We start from the raw sequence: 2,371 nt of genomic DNA, 5'->3' as shown, positions 1-2,371 counted from the left end.
GAGATCGAGTATTACTATATCTTAAGTGCTCTTCTTTTTAGTATCGGACTCATGGTCTGTATAACAAAGAAAAATGCCATCGTAGTTTTGATGGGGATAGAACTAATGCTCAATGCGGCTAATATTAATTTTGTTGCCATGAGTATGACAGATACAAAAGTCGCGGGGCAGTTTTTTGCTCTTTTTGTAATTGTTGTCGCTGCAGCTGAAGCAGCCGTGGCCTTGGCAATAGTCATTAAACTATACAACCACTTTAAAACGGTTGACCTCGATAGAATTAATCAATTAAAGGGTTAAGAGTTGGAAGAAATTATCAATGTAGGTGAGAATATATGGTCTGCAGCACCCATACTTGGGGTTGTAATATTCTTGCTACCTCTTCTTTCTTTTATAGTAGTTGGTTTAATCAATAAGAAACACCACCAGCTTATAGCCATTGTAAGCACAGGCATTCTGCTATCAGCTACTGTTTTATCAGTGTATTTACTATCCCTGGTTTGGCCGGGTAATACATTTCAGGCTAATATAAATTGGTTCTCTTTCAGTAATTATCCTGATTTTACGGCAGGTGTACTTATTAATTTTGAAGCTGCGACTATGCTTATTGTAGTCATGCTCATTTCTGCTATTGTGCATCTCTATTCTATCAAATACATGGCAGGTGACGAGGGGTTTAAGAAATATTTTGCCTTCCTGGGTCTATTTACCTTCTCTATGGCCGGTATTGTGATTGCTGATAATCTGCTAATCATTTTTATGTTTTGGGAGCTGGTCGGTCTTTCTTCTTATTTGCTAATCGGTCATTGGTATAAGAAAGACAGCGCTACGTTTGCGGCCAATAAGGCGTTTATTGTTAATAGGGTAGGAGATGCCGGGTTTATCTTAGGGCTGGCAATATTATGGTCACAATTACATACACTTGACCTGGCGAGCTTAACAGCGCTGATGGCTCAGAGTAATATTGAAAATGGCCTATGGATGTCTGGAAATATTGTGGTTGATCAAATCTGGCTCACAATAGCAGGCATTTGTATTTTTCTAGGCGCAGTAGGTAAATCTGCTCAGTTTCCATTGCAGGTTTGGCTTCCAGATGCGATGGAAGGTCCTACGCCAATATCAGCACTTATCCATGCAGCTACCATGGTGGCAGCAGGAGTGTACCTAATGATTAGGGTGTTTGCGCTTTTAAATATAGATGTACTCACAGTTATCGCAATTATAGGAGCAATCACGGCTTTTATGGGTGCCATTGCCGCTCTTACACAACACGATATTAAAAAAGTATTAGCCTATTCCACCATTTCTCAATTGGGTTATATGCTTATGGGCATCGGAGTGGGAGCGTATGACGCGGCATATTTCCATTTATTCACGCATGCATTTTTTAAAGCCTGTCTGTTTTTATCAGCAGGGTCAGTAATCTATGCACTACATCAGTTCGAGCATAAAAATGACATCCATTTTGACGCACAGGATATGAGAAACATGGGCGGTCTTCGTAAGCATCTTCCAATAACATTTTCTGCTTATGTAATAGCGACACTCGCACTCATAGGTATTCCTTTTTTCTCAGGATTTCTGTCTAAAGATGCTTTATTATCCGGTGCTTATGCATGGGCTAGTGTGATGGGAGGAGACGGGTTTTCCTGGTATTATATCATCCCTGATTTAGGGTTTGTGACAGTGGTGCTTACAGCCATTTACATGACGAGACAGATACTGTTGGTCTTTTTTGGTGAGTTTAGGTTGGCAAAACACAGGAGTATAAAAGAATCTGTAATCGAATCACCATTATTGATAAAGGTGAGCTTAGTAATTTTAGCAGTGCTCTCCATCGGCTTGGTATGGTCATTTAATCCGTTTGATTTCAATACAAGTTGGTTTTTGTTGGCTATAGACACTCCAACTATTATCTCCCCGGGTTTTGATGCACGATGGCAGTCGGCCTTGGTGACTGTTGCTGCAGATAACCACATATGGGTAAGTGGTATTTCTATTATGCTGGTGCTGGTCGGTATCATAGCTGCTTATTTTATTTATAAGCCAAAAGGTAAATACGCTCAAGCTTATTTTACCCGACCTGTCGCTATAGGTTTCTTTAGAAAGCTGTCTTACTATAACTGGTACCTTGACCCTCTTTATTTTCACTTTGTACAGAGACCTGTAACCTGGTTGGCAGATGGTAGTGCTTTTGTAGAAAGGAATGTAATAGATAGGGCTATTAATGTATTTGGTGTCATAAATGTCATTTTTGCTCACGCAATCGCCTGGATCGATAAAGCCCTTGTAGACGGAGTTGTAAATTTGGTGGCTCATCTTGCTGGCACCGTTGGTAAAATAACTAAATCTGTGCAAGGAGGTAAAGTACAGA

Annotated in this window: 2 protein-coding genes; both read left to right on the top strand. The window is 40.2% G+C overall.

What is annotated here, in order from left to right; translation table 11 throughout:
• Positions 1 to 3: 3 nt before the first annotated feature.
• Positions 4 to 297 carry an NADH-quinone oxidoreductase subunit NuoK gene (nuoK, locus tag E1176_RS02225; protein WP_185152567.1) on the top strand — a complete coding sequence of 98 codons (294 nt, stop codon included), beginning with the start codon at positions 4 to 6 and terminating at the stop codon, positions 295 to 297.
• 3 nt (positions 298 to 300) lie between these two features.
• On the top strand, positions 301 to 2,371 hold a 2,071-nt coding region (gene nuoL, locus E1176_RS02220), incomplete at its 3' end, for an NADH-quinone oxidoreductase subunit L (protein ID WP_155208945.1).

This window comes from Fulvivirga aurantia (assembly GCF_009711475.1).
In the GTDB taxonomy this organism is placed as follows: domain Bacteria; phylum Bacteroidota; class Bacteroidia; order Cytophagales; family Cyclobacteriaceae; genus Fulvivirga; species Fulvivirga aurantia.
This window is presented reverse-complemented; position numbering and strand designations above follow the sequence as displayed.